Below are 18,807 nucleotides of genomic sequence, written 5' to 3'. Positions count from 1 at the left end.
CCCATGGGCTCGGCGGACGCCGTGTCTAGAGTCATGCACCATGCAGAACACCGCCGAGACCGGCCCCGACGACCTCATCGACGTGACGCACCTCCTGGACGACCCGTACGCCGGTTACGCGGCGCTGCGGGAAGCCGGGCCCGTCCACCGGATCGCCGGTCCGGACGGGCGGCCTGCGTGGCTGGTGACGCGGTACGAGGACGTGCGCCGGTGCCTGGCCGACCCCCGGCTCTCCCTGGACAAGCGCAACGCGCGCGGCGGCTACCGCGGGTTCGCGCTGCCGCCCGCTCTGGACGCCAACCTGCTCAACATGGACCCGCCGGACCACACCCGGGTGCGCCGCCTGGTGGCCAAGGCGTTCACCTCCGCCCGGGTCGAGAAGCTGCGGGAGCCCGTGCGGCGGGTCGCGGACGCTCTGCTGGACGCGGTCGAGGGCGCCGGGCGGACGGACCTGGTGGCCAGTTATGCGGGCCCGTTGCCCATCATCGTCATCTGCGACCTCCTGGGCGTACCGGAGGGCGACCGGCCGGACTTCCGTGCCTGGACGGACGCGCTGGTCACGCCCGACCCGGCCCGGCCGGAAGGGGCGAAGGAGGCCGTCGGGGCGATGATGCGCTATTTCACCGACCTGATAGCCGCCAAGCGGGCGGAGCCGGGGGGCGATCTGCTCTCCGACTTGATCCTGGTGCGGGACGGGGACAGGAGCGGGCGCGGGGGCGGAGACGGGCTCGGGGACCGGCTCACCGAGGACGAACTCACCTCGCTGGCCTTCCTCCTCCTCTTCGCCGGCTACGAGAACACCGTCCACCTCATCGGCAACTCCGTGCTCGCCCTGCTCGACCACCCCGACCGCCTCACAGCGTTGCGTACGAATCCAGCCGAACTGTCGGCGGCCGTGGAGGAGTTTGCGCGCTACGACGGGCCGGCCTCGCTGGCCATCCGCAGGTTCCCCCTGGAGGACGTGGAGATCGGCGGCGTACGGGTGCCCGCGGGGGAGAGTGTGCTGCTCGCCCTGGCTTCGGCCAATCGCGACCCGCACCGTTTCACCGCCGCGGGAACGCTGGATCCGGGCCGTGACACCGCGGGGCACCTTGCGTTCGGGCATGGCATCCACCACTGCCTCGGCGCGGCGCTGGCGCGGCTGGAGACGGTGACCGCGCTGACCGCTCTCATCAGGCGTTTTCCCGGTCTGCGGCTGGACGGGCCGCGGGCCGCGCTGGAGTACCGCCGCACCCTGCGCTCACGTGGCCTGATCTCGCTCCCCGTCGCCTGGTAGTTGCGGGGCGAACAAGTTTTTGAGGCATAACCGTTCCTGCATGCGGTAGAAAAGGTCGTGAGGCCCGCCCGGTGTGCATCCCCCGTCGCACCGGGCGGGTCCTCGTGCGCGCGGGGCGTGTGTGGCCGCAGAGGCGTTCCTTCGCCGTAGCCGCCCGTGAGGCTTTGGCCTTGAGCCTCCCCGTTTTCACCCCGCTTCTCCGGTCCCGGTGAGGCTTCGGCCGTCTGGCGTAGGTCCCTCTGCGGCCGAAGTGCACGCTTCCTAGCGTGAAGGCATGGCAATTGACACGCTTTTGTCGCGGAATGCCGGTGCGCTGGCCGTCATCGCCGTCACCGGCCTGACCCTCACCTCCATACCGACGGTGGCCCGTGCCGACGAGGTCGTGACGGGCCGGCAGGCGGCGGACCGGGGGGCGGGGGCGGCCAGGGGGCCGGTGGCGGACCAGCTGGGGGACCGCACCGGGCTGGAGGTGGTGGGGGCCGGCGCGCCCGCGCTGCCCGGCGGGGTGACCGCCCGCGCCTGGACGGTGACCGACGTCCGTACGGGCGACGTGCTGGCGGCCAAGAACGCGCACCAGCGGCTCGCGCCCGCCAGCACCCTCAAGACCCTGTTCGCGGTCACCGTCCTGCCGAAGTTCCGCGCGGGCGCCGTGCACAAGGTCACCGCGAAGGAGCTGGCCGGCATCGGTTCCGGCAGCAGCCTCGTCGGCCTCCAGGAGGGCCGCAGCTACCAGGTCGCCGACCTGTGGCGGGGCGTCTTCCTGCGCTCCGGCAACGACGCGGTACGGGTGCTCGCCTCGATGAACGGCGGCTGGACGGCCACCGCGAAGGAAATGCAGGCCAGGGCGCGGCAACTGGGCGCCCGGGACACCACGGTGCGGTCCCCGGACGGGTACGACAGTCCGGGGCAGCTGTCCTCGGCGTACGACCTGAGCGTGTTCGGCCGCGCGGGGCTCGCCAACGCCGACTTCGCCCGGTACTGCGCCACCACGACGGCCCGGTTCCCCAGCAGGGGCAGCCCCTCGTTCGAGATCCAGAACACCAACCGGATGCTGTCCGGTGCGAACGGGATGCCGCGCTACCCCGGCATCGTGGGCGTCAAGAACGGCTACACGAGCAACGCCGGCAACACCCTGATCGCCGCGGCCCGCCGCGGTGGCCGTACCTTGCTGGTCACCGTGCTGGGACCGCAGTCCGGGGCCGGCAACGCCGTGTACCACGAGGCGGGTTCGCTGCTGGACTGGGGCTTCAAGGCGGTGGGCAAGGCGCGCCCGGTGGGCTCCCTCCAGGCCGCTGCCGCCGCGCCGGGCGGCGGCCGGTCCGCTCCGTCGGCCGGCGGGGCGCGCGGCGGGGCGGAAGGCCACGCCGCCTCCGTGCGGCCGGTCGCCGCCCAGGTTTCCCGGGGGCCCGGACGGCGTACGGACGCCAGGCTGTGGGCGGTCGCCGGCGGTTTCTCCGTGGCGCTCGCGATCGGTGCCGTCTTCGGCTGGCGGATGTACGTCCGCGGTCGGCGGACGCCCGGCGACGGTTCCTGACCGTACGGCCGCCGCCCGGCTCCGGCCCCATGGCCGTTGCTCCGGCCCCCCGGCCGCCCCCCCCCGGCCGCCCCCCGGCCGCCGCCCCGGCCGCACACCGGCCCGCCGCGCGCTGCACAATCGAACCGTGAACGTGACACGAGGCGATGAGGGCGGCGACCCGGCCTGCTGGCTGGACCGGGTGTGCCCGGAGTGCGGCCGGATCCCGGACCGCCCGGCCGAGTCCGGCTGCGAACACTGCGGCGCCGGAAGCGGTACCGGAGCGGCGGCCGGGGCCGGACGGGACCGTGACCCCGAGGGCCGGGCCCGCAACGCCCGGCCGCGGGACGGCCTGGGCCGCCCGCTCCCGTACGGCGCGCCGGGCGTGGCCCGCCAGCCCGAGGGCGTCGAGCGCCGTCCCCGGCAGGCGCTCGCCGAGGCCCAGGACCTCTTGGACCGCGGTATGCCCTTCCACGCCCACGAAGTGCTGGAGGACTCCTGGAAGACGGCCCCCGAGCCGGAGCGGCAGCTGTGGCGCGGCCTCGCCCAGCTCGCCGTCGGGCTGACGCACGCCGCCCGCGGCAACGCGAAGGGCGGTGCGGCGCTGCTGCTCCGGGGCGCGGGCGCCATCGCCCCGTACGCGGACACCGTCCCGTACGACATCGACGTCGCCGGGCTCACGGGCTGGGCGCAGGACCTGGCGGACCGGCTGGGCGGACCGGACGGGCCGGTCGACGCGGCCGGGAACGCGCCGCGCCTGTGCGCCGGGGGCGGTGGGCCCGCCGAGTAGCGCGGGTGGCCCGGTCAGCGCACCGGTGCGGGGGACGAGCCGTCGGCCACCCGTAGCGCCGGGGCGCCGGTGCCGTCCGCCGGGACGGTCCAGATGTCGCTGCCCCTGCCGCCGCGCCCCGGCAGCGCGTAGCCGAGCGTGTGGTCGTCCAGCCAGGCCGCCTGGTCGTCCACGCTGCGCTCCTCCGCGAGCGGCTGTTCCCGCATCGTGCGCAGGTCGAGCACGTACAGCCGCCAGGGGTCGCGGGCCCCTTCCCGCACCCGCTTCTTGAAGGCCAGCCGGGTGTTGTCGGGGGAGAGTGACGGGCACTCCACGTTCTCGCGCAGGGTGCGGGCCGTCCAGCGGCGCAGATCCCCCTCGACGAGGTAGGTCCGGCCCTTCGTGGAGACCGTGGCGTAGAAGCGGTTGTCGTCGCGGGCGAAGCTGACGCCCCAGTAGTTGACGTCGGGGGAGTGGTAGCGGCGGCCGTCGAGGGTGAGCGGGATGTCCTCCATGTTCTTGATCAGGTAGCCGGTGCGGGTGTCGAGGAGGGACGTCCGGGTGGAGAAGGAGGTGGTGGCGTAGGAGTCGCCGGTGGCGAACATCGTCCAGGACAGCATCCGGCCGGAGGCGGAGACCCGGGCCCGGTTGGGGATGCCGGTCAGGGCGATCCGGCGTTTCTCGCGCAGCCGTCCGTCCAGGACGACGGCGTACGCGGCCGGGGGGATGCCGGGACGGCGCTGGAGGCACAGGGCGGTGCCGCCGGCCGCGTGGAAGCGTTCGCAGACGGGGCCGCCGGTGGTGCGGTGGTCCGGCGCCGGGGCCGCCTTCGCGCTCATCGCGGCGGCCCCGCGGGCGGCCGGCACGGCGGCCACGCGTGCCACCCGCCCCGCCCCGTCCCCCTCCCGTGTACTGCGGAAGTACAGCTGTCCGCGGTCCAGCCCGAACGCCGAGGGCGTGTCGGCGGAATCGGCGCGCCGGGCCGCCGTCACCGTGTAGACCACGGCGACCGTGGCGAGTACGGCGGTGGCCACCGCGATGGCGATGACACGGGCGCGCAGGGACGGCCCGCCCGGCCCTGCCCCGCGGGGCGTGCTCTCCGCCGGGGCACTTGCCCTGTCCGTCACGACCACGACGACCGCCTTTCCGTACGGGGAAGCAGCGCGGCGGCGCCCGCCAGGGCGGCCGCGAGGACGACGACGGCGGTGACCAGCGCGGCCCGGCTGTCCCACAGGGTCCAGGCGGCACCGAACCCCGCGGCGGCGAGCAGCCGGGTCAGCGCCTGGCCCGTCTGGAGCAGCGCCATGCCGCTCGCCCGGCGCGCCGCCGGCAGCACCGGGCCCGCCAGGGCCATCAGCACGCCGTCGGTGGCCGCGTAGAAGACACCGAGCAGCACCAGTACACCGACCAGCAGGACGGTGCCGTCGCCGACGGCCAGCAGCAGGACGTAGGCGGCGAGCAGGGCCGCGTGGCCGAGGAGGAAGGGGACCCGGCGTCCGATGCGGTCGCCGAGCCGCCCGGCGGGCACCGCGAGGAGCAGGTAGACCGCGGCGGTGCCGAGCGGCAGCAGCGGGAACCAGCGCACCGCGAAGTCCAGTTGCCGCTGGAGCAGCAGGTAGACGAACGAGTCGCCGATGGTGGCCGCGCCCAGCAGGGCGGCGGCCAGCATGATCCGCCGGAAGGCGGCGTCGCGCAGCGGCTCGGTGATCCGGCTGCGCAGTGGGACCCGTGGGCCGGGGGCGGCGACCGGGCCCGGAGCAGCGCGTCCCGGCACGAACGCGACCAGCAGCAGCACACCCAGCAGCCCGACGCAGAAGCTGACGACGAACACCGCGTCGTAGGCGTCCGCGGTCGCCCACAGCAGTGCGAACGCGGCGAGCGGGCCGAGCAGCGCACCCGTGGTGTCCATCGCGCGGTGCACGCCGAACGCCCGGCCCAGGGTGTCCGGCGGGCTGCTGAGCGAGATCAGCGCGTCGCGCGGGGCGGTCCGTACGCCCTTGCCGATGCGGTCGGCGGCGATGGCCGCGCCGATCCCGGCCGTGCCGCCGCCCGCGAGCAGCAGGCCCAGCCGGGACAGCGCGGACAGCGCGTACCCGGTGCCGGCCACCAGCTTGTGCCGCCCGCCGCGGTCGGCGGCGTGCCCGCCCAGCAGCCGTACGAGTGCGGTGACACCGTTGTAGAGCCCGTCCAGAAATCCGAACTGGAGCGGTGAGAGGCCGAGTTGGAGGACGAAGTACAGGGGCAGTACGGCGGTGACCATCTCGGAGGAGATGTCGGTGACCAGGCTGACCGTGCCGAGGGCGAGGACCGGTCCGGCGACGCGGCCGCGCGTCAGCCGCGTGGTGGCGGCGGCCGCGCCGGTGGTGGCGAGATACATGGCGGGTGGGTTCCGGGCCGCCGGTCAGTGGCACTGGTAGGACGGGCTGCTGTCCTTCGTCTTCCCGTCCGTGCCGACCAGCTCCCAGGAGAACCCGTCGTCGGTGAAGTCCAGCTTGACCACGCCGAAGGTCTTCGTCAGCCGCTTCTCGCTGTGCGGCTGGACCTCCTCGATCTTGTACGGGTTGGCGCCGCCCATCCCGGCGAGCAGCTCGACCAGCCCCTTCGGGTCGGCGTTGCCGTCCGGGTCCTGCGGCGCGAAGCGCTCGTAGTGGTGGTCGTGCCCGTTGAGCACCAGCTCGGCCTTGGCGTCGTACAGCAGCTTCCACACCGAGCGGCTGACCGGCTGGTTGCCGTGCTCGCCGGAGGAGAACAGCGGGTGGTGCCAGTAGGCGGCCACACACTTCTTGGAGTTGGCGGCGAGGTCGCCCTTGAGCCACTTGGTCTGCGCGGAGTCCAGGCTGTTGGAGTCCAGCGCGATGAAGTGCCAGTTGCCGTGGTCGAAGCTGTAGTAGCTCTTGCCCTGGGGGTAGGCGAGGGAGCCGAAGTAGGACTTGTACCCGGCCAGCTTGCCGGCCGGGTCGTACGTCTCGTGGTTGCCGGCCACCGGGTGGGTCTTCGCCTTGAACGCGCCCCAGGACGTGTCGTAGTACTTCTGGAAGTCCTTCAGGCGGGCGTCGTCGTACTGGTTGTCGCCCATGGTCAGCACGAAGGCCGGGTTGATCTTCTTGACCTGGGCCGCGGTCTTCGGATGCACGCAGCTGCTGCTGCTCGCGGTGCACTGCTCGGCGATGTCGCCGGCGGCCACCGCGGTGAAGCCGCCGGCCCGCGCCGCCGTCCGCTCCGGCGCGGCGTCCGCCCGCCCGGCCGGTGACCACAGCAGCGCACCGCCGACGAGCGCGAGGACCGCGCCCGCGGCGGTGGGTATGCCGGTGCGGGGGTTGGCCAGGAAGGGCCGGGCGGAGCGGGTGGTGCGGGACTTCGTGGCGCGGGGGGTGGGCGTCATGTCCGTCTCCTCGGTCGGCGGAGGTGCCGTCGGAGGAATCCTGACGACGGTACATGTACGCGTCAATAAGTCCGGAGGAGAATAGTTAGGAAACTTTCCTACTCGCTTCCCTCGCTGCCCTCGTCCACCAACTCCGCCTCGTAGAAGCAGAGGTGGTCCTTGATCCGGGCCACCGCGGACTTCGGCGCAGGGTAGGCCCACGCGATGTCCTCCGGGCCACCGGAGAGCGACCAGTAGGAGGCGTCTCCCTTGAACGGGCAGTGGGTGCTGGTCCCGGACGGGACCAGCAGGTCCGTGCGGACGTCCGCGGGCGGCAGGTAGTAGCGCACCGGATAGCCGGTCTCGTGGAGCAGCAGCGGACGGCGGCTGTCGGCGACGACCTGGCCGTCGTGGACGACGCGGACGTGGTCGGTGCCCTCTTCGACGGTGATGCGGTGACCTGGTACGGACGGCATGACGGGTCCTCTCTGGACGGGGCGTGGAACTCTAGAGTCGCACCGCGCGGTGGCCGGGCGGCCGACCCGGCGGCGGCGCGCCCCCGCCCGGCGGGGGACACGCCGTGCAACGCGTGCTACACGTCCCGGATTCCCCGCCCCGCCCACTCCGGCACCGGCCCGGCCAGCGCCGCCAGCCGCTCCCGCGCCTCCTCGGGCAGCGGCGCGGCCCGCCCCGCGCCCTGGTGCACGTGCAGGGCGAAAATCTCCTCCGTGGCCACCGGGCCGCCGGCCGCGCCGTCCACGTACATCTCGTGGACGAACCGTGCCTTCTTCGCGCCCACGCCCAGCACCGTGGTCCGCACCGCGAGCCCGGCGCCCCGCGGCACCTCCGCGAGGTAGCGCACGTGCGCCTCGACCGTGTAGAGCGAGTGCCCGGTACGGACGCGGTAGGCCGCGTCGAGGCCGGCCGCGTCCATGAGGGCGTCCGTGGCGAAGCCGAAGACCAGGACGTAATAGGCCTCGGAGAGATGGCCGTTGTAGTCGATCCAGTCGTCCTGGACCGTCCGGCGCAGCAGTGGCAGGCGCGCCGTCACCGGGCGGGCCCGCCCAGGCGGCCGGTCGCGCGCAGCACGTCGATGACGCCCTGGTCGCGCTCGGCGACGAGCTGCGCGTACGTACGGCCCCGGGCGGCCCGCTCGCAGCCGTCGACCATCGCGTCGCGCAGCGCGCGGTCCAGCTCGGGCGCCGCCAGCCGGGTCCACGGGGACTTCAGCGACGGACCGAAGTGGTCCAGCATGTGGGCCATCCCGCCCTCGCCGCCGGCCAGCGCGAACGTCAGGATCGGCCCCATGAACGCCCAGCGCAGCCCCGGCCCTTCGGTGATCGACGCGTCGATGTCCTCGACCGTGGCCTCCCCGTTGGCGACCATGTGCAGCGCTTCCCGCCACAGGGCCTCTTGGAGGCGGTTGGCGATGAAGCCGGGCAGCTCGCGGTCCATGGTGATCACGGACTTGCCCGCCGCCTCGTAGAAGCGTGCGGCCCACTCGACCGCCGCGCGCTCGGTCCGCTCGCCGCCGATGACCTCGACCAGCGGGATGAGGTAGGGCGGGTTGAACGGGTGCCCGACGACCAGGCGGCCGGGAGTGGCGGCCGTGGTCTGCATGTCGGTCATCGGATAGCCGGAGGTGGACGAGGCGATGACCACACCGGGCGGGGCGGCCGCGTCGAGCTGGGCGAGCAGGTCGCGCTTGAGTTCCAGCTGCTCGGGGGCGCTCTCCTGGACGAACTCCGCGTCGGCGACGGCCTCGGCGAGGGTCGGTGCCAGGGTGAGGCGGTCGGCGGAGGCGCCTTCGGCCAGGCCGAGCTGTGCCAGGGCGGGCCAGGCGGCCGTGACCAGGCGGCGCAGCTTGTCCTCGGCGTCCGGTGCCGGGTCCCAGGCGGTGACGTCGTAGCCGCGGGCGAGGAAGTGGGCGACCCAGCCGCCGCCTATGACGCCGGCGCCGATGCACGCCACACGGCGCACGGACCGGGGAGGGGTGGGGGACATGGGGAACTCCTGGAGGTCGGGGCGGGATAGGGGGGCGGGCGGTCCGGCTCAGCCGCGCGGCTTCAGGCCGAGGCGCGCCCGGGCCTGGTCCGGGGTGGCGACGTTCGCGCCCAGCAACTCCGTGATCTGTACGGCGCGTTCGACCAGCTGCCCGTTGGTCGCCTGGACGCCCTTGCTCAGGTACAGGTTGTCCTCCAGCCCCACCCGTACGTTGCCGCCGAGCAGGATGGACTGCGCGACCCACGGCACCTGCATCCGGCCGAGCGCGAAGCTGGCCCACTCGGCGCCCTCCGGGAGCATCGCGACCATCGACTGGAGCACGCCCGGGTCGGCCGGCGCGCCCCACGGAATGCCCATGCACAGCTGGAAGACGGTCGGGTCGTCGAGCAGCCCCTCGGCCAGCAGCTGCTTGGCGAACCACAGCTGCCCGGTGTCGAAGATCTCCAGCTCCGGCCGTACGCCCAGCTCCTGGATGCGCCGGGCGCCCGCGCGCAGCATGTCCGGAGTGGACACGTACAGGCTGGAGCCGTCGCCGAAGTTGAGGGAGCCGCAGTCCAGGGTGCAGATGTCGGGGAGCAGCTCCTCGACATGCGGCAGCCGCTCCAGACCGCCGACCAGATCCGTACCGGGCAGCTGCCGCAGCGGCTCGTCCGGGTCGATGACGAGGTCGCCGCCCATCCCGGCGGTGAGGTTGATGACGACGTCGGTGCCGGTCTCCTTGATCCGCTCGACGACCTCGGCGTACAGACGGGGGTCGCGGGAGGGAGCACCGGTCTCCGGGTCGCGTACGTGGATGTGTACGACGGCGGCGCCGGCCGAGGCCGCCTCGACGGCGGACCGGGCTATCTGCCCGGGCGTGACGGGCACGTGCGGGGAGCGGCCCACGGTGTCGCCGGCGCCGGTGAGCGCGCAGGTGATGATGACGTCGTTGTTCACGCGGTGTCCTTCGGTGGAGGAGGCGGGCTAGGCAGCGGGTGTCAGTTCGCCTTCGACGAAGGCGAGCAGCGCCGCGTGCATGCGGTCCGGGGTGGTGCTGTCGGGTGCGGTGGCGAGCACCTGGGTGGCCAGGCCGTCGATGAGCGCGGTGAGCCGCAGCGCGGTGGACTCCGGGTCGACGGGCCGGAAGACGCCCTGTTCGACGCCCCGGCGGACGACCTCGGCGACGGTGGTCCGCCACTGCCGGTAGTAGTGCTCGTGCAGCCGCCCGACGGCGGTGGAGCGGGCGGCCTGCGCCCACAGGTCGAGCCAGACCAGCCACTGCCGCCGCTGCTGTTCGGTGCGCGGCGTCTGCAAGGCGATGAGGTGGAGCAGTTCGGCGCGCGCGTCCGCGGCTTCGGCCAGGCCCGCCGCGCGCCGCGCGGTGTCCTCGTCCATGCACCAGCGCACGGCCGCCTCCAGCAGCTCGTCACGGCCGGGGAAGTGGTAGTGCACGGCGGCCGTGCTGGTGCCGCAGGCGGCGGCGATGTCGGCGACCCGTACGGCGTGGAAGCCGTGTTCGGCGATCAGCCGGACCGTCTCCCGCACGATCTGCAGCGGTCGCCCGCCCTCGGGCACCGCGGCCGGCGCCCGGCCGCGCGCCGGCGTCCCGCCGCGGGAGCCGAGCAGCCACGCCACGTCCACCCCGCCGATGTCCGCGACGCGCACGATCTCGGCGAGGGTGAAGCGCCGGGTGCCGCCCAGTGACCTGGACAGCTTGGAGGGGTCCATCACGATCCGCCGGGCGAACTCGCGGCGGCTGCATCCGAGGCGCTCGACCACCTGCTTGACGCGGTCGGCCACGTCGGCGTCGGCGACCCGGGTGCCGGGGTCTTCGTCCATGGTCCGGGACCGTAACAGTGTGTTGAGCACATCGCAATGGCCTCGCGAGTGGGTGAGGCGCAGAAGCCGCTAATGGCAAGGGTTGGTGTGCTGTGTTGCGCACTGACTGATGCATAAGTCAGGGGACGGGCGGGGCCTCGGCCCCGGTTGCCGCACCGCCCGTAAAGCGGCGGAATGTGGCAAAGTGGCGGACATGGCTGACCGGGGTGCGAAGCCGTCGGCCGTGTCGGTGCCGGACGACTGGCCGGCCCATCCGGACCTGACCCTGGCCCTCAACGGCATGGGCGGCTTCGACTGGGACCTCGACAGCGGCCGTATGCACATGGACGGCTCCGCTCTTGAGGTCTTCGACCTGCTGCCGGAGGAGTACGACTCCGATCCGGCGACCCTGTCCTGCCGTCTGCCGCCCGACGAGGCGGCCCGCCTGGAGGCCGTCGTCGCGCAGTCCCTGAAGGACGGCAGCGAGTCCTACGGCGCCTACTTCCGCGTCCGGCTGCGGGACGGCACGGTGCGCTGGACCCACACCCAGGCCAGCATCCGCCGCGACGCCACCGGCCGGCCGCGCCGCGTCATCGGCGTCGTCCGCGACGCCGGCCAGGAATACGCCCAAGCGGCGGAGCGGGCCCAGGCGCACGCCCGCAGACTGCGCAACACCGGCCTGGTGGAGCGCACCACGGCGGCTCTGGCGCACGCCAGGACCGTCCGGGACGTCATCGACGTGCTCGGCGACGACCAGGCCCTGATCCGGCTGGGCGCGCAGAACGTCATCGTCGGCCTGGTCGAGGCGGGCCGCATCCGCGTGGTCCACGAGGGGCAGGCGGGCAGCTTCGTGCCGCAGCACGAGGTGCTGCGGATCGAGGACGAGTTCCCGATGAGCGAGGTGGTGCGCACCCTCCAGCCGTGCTTCATCCGCTCCCGCGCCGAGTTCGCCGAGCGCTACCCCGCGCTCTGGCCGCACCTCGAACGGATGGACTTCGGCTCCGCCGCGTACCTGCCGCTCATCGCGCAGGCCCGGCCGATCGGCGTGGTGGGGCTGTTCTACCGCTCGGAGAACCCGTTCGGCGTACAGGAGCGCGACCTGCTGGTCGCGCTCGGCTCCAGCGTCGCGCAGAGCCTGGCCCGCGCCATGCTCTACGACCAGGAGCACGACCTCGCCGAGGGGCTCCAGCAGGCCATGCTGCCGCGTCGCATCCCGGGCATCCCCGGCGCCCAGATCGCCGTCCGCTACCGCGCCGCCCGCATCGGCCGGGACATCGGCGGCGACTGGTACGACGTCGTCCAGCTGCCCGAGGGCCGGGTCGCTGCCGTCATCGGGGATGTCCAGGGGCACGACACGCACGCCGCGACCGTCATGGGCCAGCTGCGCATCGTGCTGCGGGCCTACGCCGCCGAGGGCCACACACCCGCCACCGTCATGGCCCGTGCCTCCGCCTTCCTCGGCGAACTGGACACCGACCGCTTCGCCACCTGCACGTACGCGGAGGCCGACCTGACCACCGGAACCGTGCGGCTGGTACGCGCCGGGCACGTGGACCCGCTGCTGCGGCACGCCGAGGGCCACTGCCGCCGGCTGGAGGTGACCGGCGGCCTCCCGCTGGGCATCGCGACCGGCTTCGGGGACCTCGACTACCCCGTCACCACCGTCCACCTGGCCGTCGGCGAGACCCTGGTGCTGTACACGGACGGGCTGGTGGAGCAGCCCGGCGCGGACATCGAGGACGGCATACGGCACTTGGCCAGGGTGGTGCGCGACGGCCCGCAGGACGTGCAGCAACTGGCCGACCGGCTCTGCGACCTGGCGGCCGAGCAGCCCGGTGACGACGACATGGCGATGCTGATCCTGCGGCGCGGCGGCGAGCCCGTCGCCCCGGCCGCCGGCCGGCTCCAGCAGCACGTGGCGCCCGACGACCCCCAAGGGCTGTCCGCCGCCCGCCACATGATCCGCTCCGCGGTACGGGCCTGGGGCGCCCGGGACCGCGCCGAGGAGGTCGAGCTGGCCGCCGACGAGCTGATCACCAACGCGCTGCTGCACACCGACGGCGCGGCACTGGTGACGGTGCGGATGCCGCACGGCACCGACCGGCGGCTGCGCCTGGAGGTGGCCGACCGCTCCAGCGCGCTGCCGCGGCGCCGGGACGCCGACGAGGCCGCGATGTCGGGCCGCGGACTGCTGCTGGTGGACCGGCTGGCGGATGTGTGGGGTGTGGAGCCGCGCGGCACCGGAAAGTGCGTATGGTGCGAGTTCGACTGTCCGTGACGGCCGTCGTGGCCGGGCGGGCAGCGGGCAGCGACACAGCCCGTCCGGCCGCCGAGTGAGGGGACACGCACCATGGGACCGGGGTCTGCGCAAGAGTGGGGCGACGCCCGCCGGACGGCGGCGCGGCTGGACGCGGAACACGTCCGCGCCATCGCCCTGACCTGGGTCGACAACGCGGGCATCGCCCGTACCAAAACCGTGCCGACGGCCCGGCTGGCGCCCGCCGTCCAGCGCGGCGTCGGCATGTCACCGGTCTTCGACGTCTTCACCTCCGACGACGCCGTCACCGCCTCCGCGCACCTCGGCGGACCCGACGGCGACCTGCGGCTCTTCCCCGACCTGGAGCGGATCACGGTGCTCGCCGCGCAGCCCGGCTGGGCCTGGGCGCCGGTCGACCGCTACGACCAGCTCGGCACGCCGCACCCCGGCTGCCAGCGGCAGTTCGCCCGCCGGATGGTGGACCGCGCCGCCGACGCGGGACTCGACCTGCGGATGGGCTTCGAGACCGAATGGGTCGTCACCCGCCCGCCGGGGCCCGGCCGGCAGCCGGACGGCGGCGGGCGCCCCGGCGGGTCCGCGGACATCGCCGACCCCCTGGAACACCCCTGCGCCGGCCCCGCCTACGGCATGACCCGCGTCGTCGAACTCTCCGACTACCTCCGCGACGTGGCCGAGGCGCTGGCACTCCAGGGCGTGGACGTGCTCCAGCTCCACCCCGAGTACGCGCCGGGCCAGTTCGAGGTGTCCACCGCACCGGCCGACCCGCTGCGCGCCGCCGACGACCTGGTCCTGGTCCGCGAGACCGTACGCGCCGTCTCCCTGCGGCACGGCCTGCGGGCCAGCTTCGCGCCGGTGTTCGTGGCCGGCCAGGTCGGCAACGGCTGCCACCTCCACCTCAGCCTGCACCGCGGCGAACACAGCCTGCACCGGGCCCCGGACGCCCGGTGGGGCCTCGACGCGGACGCCGTACGGTTCCTCGGCGGCGTCCTGGACGCGCTGCCCGCCCTGCTCGCCATCGGCTGCCCGTCGCCCGCGAGTTACCTGCGGCTGGCCCCCTCCGTGTGGGCCGGGGCCTACCAGTGCTGGGGCGTGGAGAACCGGGAGGCCGCGCTGCGCCTGGTCACCGGCGCCCCCGGCGACCCGGACGGCGGACACGCCGAGATCAAGCCGTTCGACGCCGCCGCCAACCCGTACCTGGCCGTCGGCACGGTGATCGCCGCCGGGCTGCACGGACTCTCCGCGGGCGCCGAACTGCCGCCGCCGGTCAGCGGCGACCCGGGCGCCCTGGGCGTGCGCGAACGCGCCCGGCGCGGCATCGTCCGCCTGCCCTCCTCGCTCACCGAGTCCACCGACCGGCTGGCCCGGTCCACGGCGCTGGCAGAGGCCATGGGCGAGGTGCTGCACGGCGCCGTGATCGCGGTGCGCCGGGCCGAGGCGACGCACTTCGCCGACAGCGAGCCCGAAGAGATCGCCGCCGCCACCCGCTGGAGGTACTGATGACCACGGACGGCCCCGGCGGCGGTTGGTCCCCAAAACTGCCGCCGCTGATCGACCAGCACTGCCACGGCGTGCTGCGCGGCGACCTGCCGGCCGCCGAGTTCGAGGCGTACCTGACCGAGTCGGACCGGCCCGCCGCCGCGGGCACCACCTTCTTCGACACCCAGACGGGCTTCGCCGTCCGCCGCTGGTGCCCGCCGCTGCTCGGCCTCGCGCCGCACTGCTCGCCCGGCGACTACCTCGCCCGGCGGCGCGAACTGGGCGCGGCCGAGGTGCGGCGCCTGCTGCTGGGCGGCACCGGCATCGGCACGTACCTGGTGGACACCGGGCTGCCCGGCGACCTCACCGGAGCCCATGAGACGGCCGAGGCGGGCGGCGGCACCGGACACGAGATCGTCCGCCTGGAGACGCTGGCCGAACGGGTCGCGGCCGGTGTACGGGCGGGGGAGGCGGGCACGGGCGCGGGGTACGGCCCGGCGGCCGAGGTGTTCGCCGCCCAGCTCGCCGACGCCGTACGGGACGCGGCCCGCGGCGCCGTCGGCTTCAAGTCGGTGGCCGCCTACCGCCACGGACTGGCCCTGGCCCCCGAACCGCCCACCACCGCCGACGTGGTGACCGCCGCCCGCGCCTGGCTCGCCACCGGCGTCCGCCGGCTCACCGACCCCGTCCTGCTGCGCCACCTGCTGTGGCTCGCCGCCGGCACCGGCCGCCCGCTCCAGCTGCACACCGGCTTCGGCGATCCCGACCTGCGCCTGCACCGCGCCGACCCGGCGCTGCTCACCGACTTCGCGCACGCCACCGCGGGCACCGGCACCGACCTGGTGCTGCTGCACTGCTACCCGTACCACCGGCAGGCCGGCTACCTGGCCCACGCCTTCCCGCACGTCTACGCCGACGTCGGCCTGGGCCTCGGCCACACCGGGCCGCGCGCGTCGGCCGTGCTGGCCGGGTTCCTGGAGCTGGCCCCCTTCGGCAAACTCCTCTTCTCCACCGACGCCTACGGTCTGCCGGAGCTGTACACGGTCGGCAGCGCCGCCTTCCGTACGGCGCTGGACGAGGTGCTCACCGGCTGGGTGCGTTCCGGCGCCTGGTCGGCGGCGGACGCCGCCCGTGTCGCGGCACTGGTCGCGGCCGGCAACGCCCGCCGCGTGTACGGGCTTTCGGGGAGCTGAGGCGGGCCGGACGATCCGGCCGGGCACGGCGAGGAGCCCGCCGCCCAGGTAAGTGGCACCCCCACCGATCGTGCTTTACTGCCCCGTGCCTCCTGCCATATCCACCCCGAAGTCCCGTCCGCCGCTGCGCACCCGCGTCTTCGCCGACATCACGCCGCTGCGCGCCTCCGCCCCCTACCGCCGCCTGTGGTTCGGCAACACCGTCTCCTGGGTCGGCCAGCAGATGACCGCCCTCGCGGTCTCCCTCCAGGTGTACGCCCTGACCGGCTCCACCTTCGCCGTCGGCGCGGTCGGCCTGTGCTCGCTCGTCCCGCTGGTCGTGTTCGGGCTGTACGGCGGCGTCATCGCCGACACCGTCGACCGCCGCAAGCTGGGCCTGTTCAGCGCGGTGGGCGCCACGGTGCTGTCCGTGGCGCTGGCCGCCGCGGCCCTGCTGGACGTGCGGCAGGTCTGGGTGCTCTACACGGTCGTCGCCCTCCAGGCCGTCTGCTTCGCGATGAACGCCCCGGCCCGCTCGTCGATGATCCCGCGCCTGCTGCCGCCCGAGCAGCTGCCCGCCGCCAACGCCCTCAGCTCGCTGACCAGCAACCTCGGGATGATGGGCGGCCCCATGCTGGGCGGCGTCTTCGTCGGTCTGTGGGGCTACCAGGCCGCGTACCTGATCGACGTGGGCTGCTTCACGGCCGCCCTGTACGCCATGTGGCGGCTGCCCGCCATGCGCCCCGACCACGGCGACGACGAGGCGCCGCGCCGGGCCTCCGTCCTGGAGGGGCTGCGCTTCCTGGCCACCCGGCCCAACCTGCGCATGACCTTCTTCCTCGACCTGGCGGCGATGGTGCTGGCACAGCCCCGCGCGCTGTTCCCCGCGGTCGCCGTGCTCTGGTTCGGCGGCGACGCGAAGACGGTGGGGCTGCTCGTCGCCGCGCCCGCGGTCGGTGCCGTGCTCGGCGCGCTGTTCTCCGGCTGGCTGGGCACCGTCCGCCGGCACGGCCTGGCGATCCTGGTCGCGGTCGCCGCCTGGGGAGCGGCCATCGCCTGCTTCGGCCTGACCCGTCACCTGTGGCTCGGCCTGTTCTTCCTGGCCGTCGCCGGCTGCGCCGACACCGTGTCGATGGTCTTCCGCGGCACCATGCTCCAGGCCGCCGCGCCGGACCGGATGCGCGGCCGCCTCCAGGGCGTGTTCATCGTGGTGGTGGCGGGCGGGCCCCGGCTCGGCGACTTCCTGGCCGGTTCGGCGGCCGACCTGGCCTCACCCTCCGTGGCCGTGGTCGGCGGCGGCCTGGCCTGCGTCGTGACGGTCCTGCTCCTGGGCCTGTGGCGGCGCGGCTTTGCCCGCTACGACGCCCACGACCCGCGGCCGTGACGGCGGCTCCCGGGTGTCCGCGGCACCGTCGGGCCGCAGGATCGCGGTGGCGATGTCCAGGAAGTCCCGTACCGGACCGGCGCGGTTGTCCTCCGGGGCCGCCAGGCAGGTGCCGACGGGAGGGGCGTCGGTGACGGTCAGGTAGACGAGGTCGGGGCGGCGGTACGACGCCGCGACGCTGCGGGGGACGAGCGCGATGCCCTGCCCCGACGCGATCAGTTCGAACTTCTCCTCCAGGGAGGACGTCCGCCGCGTCCGGACGTCGAGGACCGGCTCGCCCTCCAGATCGGCCGAGGTGAGGGCGGGGCGGCCCGCCAGCGGATGGCTCACGGGCAGGCACGCGACCTTGGTCTCCCGGCCGACGGGGACGGTGTGCAGCCCCGCCTCGTCGAAGGGGTGCCGGAGGTAGCCGACGTGCGCGCGGCCGTCGCGGAGCGGTGCGTCCCGCTCCCACCAGCGCAGCGGGAAGACGTCGATCGCGATCTCCGGGTGGCGCGCCGTGTACGCCCGGATCGCGTCCGACACGTGCAGGCCGGGCGAGAAGGCGACGACGAGCCGCCGCTCGCCCCGCCCGGCCTCGTGGACGCGCCGCAGCGCGGTGTCCACCACTGTGGTGATCCTCGGCGCCTCGTCGTACAGCTGCTGCCCCGCGGGGGTCAGCTCGACGCTGCGCGTGGTCCGGGTGAACAGCTCGGCGCCCAGCTCCTGTTCGAACGCGCGGATCTGCCGGCTGAGGACCGGCTGGGCGATGAACAGGGCCTGTGCCGCCCGGCCGAAGTGCCGGTGCTCGGCCACCGCCAGGAAATAGCGGAGTTTGCGCAGATCCAGGTCCATGCCGTGACGGTATCAATGCGGACGCAAGGGTATTGGACGCCCGGACACCCCGCTCGCAGACTGGGGTTCCTGCTCGTCGGCACCGAGGGCCCGATGGACGGACAGCCCCGACCACGAACGGTCCTGACCACAAGCAGCCCTGCGCGGCATGCGGTCCTGAACGCGAACACTCCTGCACCGAGCAGCCCTGACCACGAACAGCCTTGGCCCACGAGGGGAACCCCATGACCGAAACCCGCAGCACCGCCCTCATCGTGGGGGCCTCCCGGACCCTGGGCCTCGGGCTCGCCGCCGAGTACCTCCGCCGTGGCTGGGACGTCATCGGCACGGTCCGCGGCAGCGGGCGCACCGGCCTGCACGACCTGGCCGAAACGGCCGGCGGGCGGCTGACCGTCGAGTCGCTGGAGATGACCGCTCCCGAACAGATCGCGGCACTGCGCGACCGACTGGCGCCGCGCACCCTCGACCTGCTCTTCGTCAACGCCGCCATCACCCGCGGCGACATCCCGATCGGCGAGGTCCCGGCGGACATGTTCACCGAGGTCATGCTCACCAACGCGCTCGGCCCGATGCGCGTCGTGGAGTGGCTGCGCCCCCTGGTCGCGCCGGGCGGCACCATCGGCGTCATGTCCTCCGACCAGGGGAGCATCGGTCTGAACACCGACGGCGGACAGGATCTCTACCGGGCCAGCAAGTCCGCGCTGAACCAGCTGATGCGCTGTTACGCCGCCCGCCACGCCGCGGACCCGCGGACGCTGCTGCTCATGGACCCGGGCTGGGTGCGCACCGGACTCGGCGGACCGGACGCCGAACTCAGCGTGGAGGAGAGCATTCCCGGGGTGGCGGAGACGATGGAGGCCCACCGCGGGAAGCCCGGCCTCCACTTCGTCGACCACCAGGGGCGGACCGTGCCCTGGTAGACGCGGCGACCGGGCCCCGGAGC

At 74.1% G+C, this 18,807-nt stretch carries 17 protein-coding genes; 8 read left to right on the top strand and 9 right to left on the bottom strand.

Features of this window, described 5'->3' with window-relative positions; genetic code table 11:
- The first annotated feature begins 40 nt into the window (after positions 1-40).
- From ACH4FX_RS05035 to ACH4FX_RS05025, 3 genes are all read left to right on the top strand, one after another.
- Complete coding sequence (locus ACH4FX_RS05035; protein ID WP_398475236.1) at positions 41-1,276, top strand: cytochrome P450; 1,236 nt, start codon at positions 41-43, stop codon at positions 1,274-1,276.
- A gap of 274 nt (positions 1,277-1,550) precedes the next feature.
- Positions 1,551-2,810 (top strand): D-alanyl-D-alanine carboxypeptidase family protein, encoded by a 1,260-nt coding sequence (locus ACH4FX_RS05030; protein ID WP_398475234.1) that lies wholly within the window; start codon positions 1,551-1,553, stop codon positions 2,808-2,810.
- A gap of 133 nt (positions 2,811-2,943) precedes the next feature.
- Entirely contained in the window at positions 2,944-3,579 is a 636-nt protein-coding gene (locus ACH4FX_RS05025) for a DUF309 domain-containing protein (RefSeq protein WP_398475512.1), read from the top strand.
- Positions 3,580-3,593: 14 nt separating this feature from the next.
- On the opposite strand, the gene ACH4FX_RS05020 is transcribed toward ACH4FX_RS05025, so the two are convergent.
- The 8 genes from ACH4FX_RS05020 to ACH4FX_RS04985 all read right to left on the bottom strand — a co-directional run bounded on the left by ACH4FX_RS05020 (position 3,594) and on the right by ACH4FX_RS04985 (position 10,741).
- Complete coding sequence (locus ACH4FX_RS05020) at positions 3,594-4,691, bottom strand: hypothetical protein (RefSeq protein ID WP_398475232.1); 1,098 nt, start codon at positions 4,689-4,691, stop codon at positions 3,594-3,596.
- A complete protein-coding gene (locus tag ACH4FX_RS05015; protein WP_398475230.1) occupies positions 4,682-5,935 on the bottom strand; it encodes an MFS transporter in 1,254 nt (417 codons plus the stop codon). The genes ACH4FX_RS05020 and ACH4FX_RS05015 overlap by 10 nt, the downstream gene beginning before the upstream one ends.
- Before the next feature lie 24 nt (positions 5,936-5,959).
- Positions 5,960-6,940 (bottom strand): metallophosphoesterase family protein, encoded by a 981-nt coding sequence (locus ACH4FX_RS05010; protein WP_398475228.1) that lies wholly within the window; start codon positions 6,938-6,940, stop codon positions 5,960-5,962.
- A gap of 98 nt (positions 6,941-7,038) precedes the next feature.
- Positions 7,039-7,395, bottom strand: coding sequence for a DUF427 domain-containing protein (locus ACH4FX_RS05005; protein WP_398475226.1), 357 nt, complete (start codon positions 7,393-7,395; stop codon positions 7,039-7,041).
- A gap of 116 nt (positions 7,396-7,511) precedes the next feature.
- Positions 7,512-7,970: a thioesterase family protein gene (locus ACH4FX_RS05000; RefSeq protein ID WP_398475224.1), complete on the bottom strand. Its 459-nt coding sequence runs from the start codon at positions 7,968-7,970 to the stop codon at positions 7,512-7,514.
- Entirely contained in the window at positions 7,967-8,923 is a 957-nt protein-coding gene (locus tag ACH4FX_RS04995) for a 3-hydroxyacyl-CoA dehydrogenase NAD-binding domain-containing protein (RefSeq protein WP_398475222.1), read from the bottom strand. The genes ACH4FX_RS05000 and ACH4FX_RS04995 overlap by 4 nt, the downstream gene beginning before the upstream one ends.
- 48 nt (positions 8,924-8,971) lie before the next feature.
- The gene (locus tag ACH4FX_RS04990; protein WP_398475220.1) at positions 8,972-9,859 is read right to left on the bottom strand and encodes a 3-keto-5-aminohexanoate cleavage protein; all 888 of its coding nucleotides are present in this window, start codon (positions 9,857-9,859) and stop codon (positions 8,972-8,974) included.
- 27 nt (positions 9,860-9,886) lie between these two features.
- On the bottom strand, positions 9,887-10,741 hold the full coding sequence (locus ACH4FX_RS04985; protein WP_398475218.1) for a TetR family transcriptional regulator C-terminal domain-containing protein: 855 nt from the start codon (positions 10,739-10,741) through the stop codon (positions 9,887-9,889).
- Between the two features lie 193 nt (positions 10,742-10,934).
- On the opposite strand from ACH4FX_RS04985, the gene ACH4FX_RS04980 reads away from it, so the two are divergent.
- The 4 genes from ACH4FX_RS04980 (at position 10,935) to ACH4FX_RS04965 (ending at position 17,030) form a co-directional block, all read left to right on the top strand.
- On the top strand, positions 10,935-12,998 hold the full coding sequence (locus ACH4FX_RS04980; protein WP_398475216.1) for a SpoIIE family protein phosphatase: 2,064 nt from the start codon (positions 10,935-10,937) through the stop codon (positions 12,996-12,998).
- 72 nt (positions 12,999-13,070) lie between these two features.
- Entirely contained in the window at positions 13,071-14,495 is a 1,425-nt protein-coding gene (locus ACH4FX_RS04975) for a glutamine synthetase family protein (protein WP_398475214.1), read from the top strand.
- Positions 14,495-15,667 carry an amidohydrolase family protein gene (locus ACH4FX_RS04970; protein ID WP_398475212.1) on the top strand — a complete coding sequence of 391 codons (1,173 nt, stop codon included), beginning with the start codon at positions 14,495-14,497 and terminating at the stop codon, positions 15,665-15,667. The genes ACH4FX_RS04975 and ACH4FX_RS04970 overlap by 1 nt, the downstream gene beginning before the upstream one ends.
- Positions 15,668-15,737: 70 nt before the next feature.
- Positions 15,738-17,030 carry an MFS transporter gene (locus ACH4FX_RS04965; protein ID WP_398475210.1) on the top strand — a complete coding sequence of 431 codons (1,293 nt, stop codon included), beginning with the start codon at positions 15,738-15,740 and terminating at the stop codon, positions 17,028-17,030.
- Here the strand turns inward: ACH4FX_RS04965 and ACH4FX_RS04960 are convergent.
- Positions 16,917-17,864: a LysR family transcriptional regulator gene (locus ACH4FX_RS04960; protein ID WP_398475209.1), complete on the bottom strand. Its 948-nt coding sequence runs from the start codon at positions 17,862-17,864 to the stop codon at positions 16,917-16,919. The genes ACH4FX_RS04965 and ACH4FX_RS04960 overlap by 114 nt on opposite strands.
- Positions 17,865-18,088: 224 nt before the next feature.
- Between ACH4FX_RS04960 and ACH4FX_RS04955 the strand changes: the two genes are divergently transcribed.
- Positions 18,089-18,784, top strand: a complete 696-nt coding sequence (locus tag ACH4FX_RS04955; protein WP_398475208.1) for an SDR family oxidoreductase — start codon at positions 18,089-18,091, stop codon at positions 18,782-18,784.
- Positions 18,785-18,807 lie beyond the last annotated feature (23 nt).

The sequence above is a fragment of the Streptomyces sp. NPDC018019 genome, from assembly GCF_044327805.1.
Classification (GTDB): Bacteria; Actinomycetota; Actinomycetes; order Streptomycetales; family Streptomycetaceae; genus Streptomyces.
This window is presented reverse-complemented; position numbering and strand designations above follow the sequence as displayed.